The 916-nt window shown below is 59.9% G+C and carries 1 protein-coding gene; it reads left to right on the top strand.

All coding sequences use genetic code 11. The features are described from left to right. Positions 1 to 212 precede the first annotated feature (212 nt). On the top strand, positions 213 to 916 hold a 704-nt coding region (locus H0485_RS21275; protein ID WP_226937870.1), incomplete at its 3' end, for an IS110 family RNA-guided transposase.

Genomic DNA, 916 nt, shown 5'->3' with positions numbered 1-916 from the left:
GGCGGAGCTTGTCTTATGGAATTCTCGGCTCCTGAGGCAAAAGGGAGCTGTTGCCCAGCACCGCAAACTGCGGGGCAGCGGCGGGGGTGGCGTCGTGCGGAGCTTGGTCTTTCAGGACCGCGGTCGAGTTTGACGAACCCCCGTCTTTTCTAACGACCTGAACGGATACGTGGGCTGCGGGCCCGAACGACAAGCATAGGTAGGAAGAAAAGATGGCCAAGGATACCATCGGCATCGATGTGTCGAAAGACCGGCTCGACGTCTTCTGGCATTCCCGGGCTGAGGCATGTTGCCTGCCCAATACCCCCGAAGGTTTCGAGCAATTGGGCGACTGGCTGGGGAAGCAGGAGGACGTTCTGATCGTCTTCGAGGCGACCGGCGCCTATCACCGGGGGCTTGAACGGCATCTGAGCCTGACAGGGAAGCCTTTCATCAAGGTCAATCCGAAGCAGGCGCGGCGCTTTGCACAGGCAATTGGACGGTTGGCAAAGACCGACAGCGTCGATGCCAGAATGCTGGCGCGCATGGGTGTTGTGCTGGACCTGGAGCCTCACATCGTCGAAGGCGAAGATGTTCATGATCTCAGGGAGTTGCTGACGGCTCGCCGCGCTTTGGTCAAAGATCAAGTGACCGCGAAGACGCGGCTTGCGACCGCACTGAACCCGCTTGTGCGCGAACAGCTTGCTCGCCGCATTGAGGATATCGGTGCCGATATCCAAGCGCTTGACGAGGTCATCGCGCAGATCGCCAGACAGCGAGGCACCCTTGAAGAGCGCATTCGCCGCTTGATGACCATTCCGGGGATCGGTCGCCTGACCGCGACCACCATGCTGATCGACATGCCGGAGCTGGGATATCTCGAGAGCAAGAAGATCACCGCCTTAGCCGGACTTGCGCCAATGACGCAGCAATCTGG

It is taken from the genome of Pseudogemmobacter faecipullorum, from assembly GCF_020539525.1.
GTDB classification, from domain to species: Bacteria; Pseudomonadota; Alphaproteobacteria; order Rhodobacterales; family Rhodobacteraceae; genus Pseudogemmobacter; species Pseudogemmobacter faecipullorum.
Note: the sequence above shows the minus strand (reverse complement) of the source record. Positions and strands in the feature narration are given on the sequence as shown.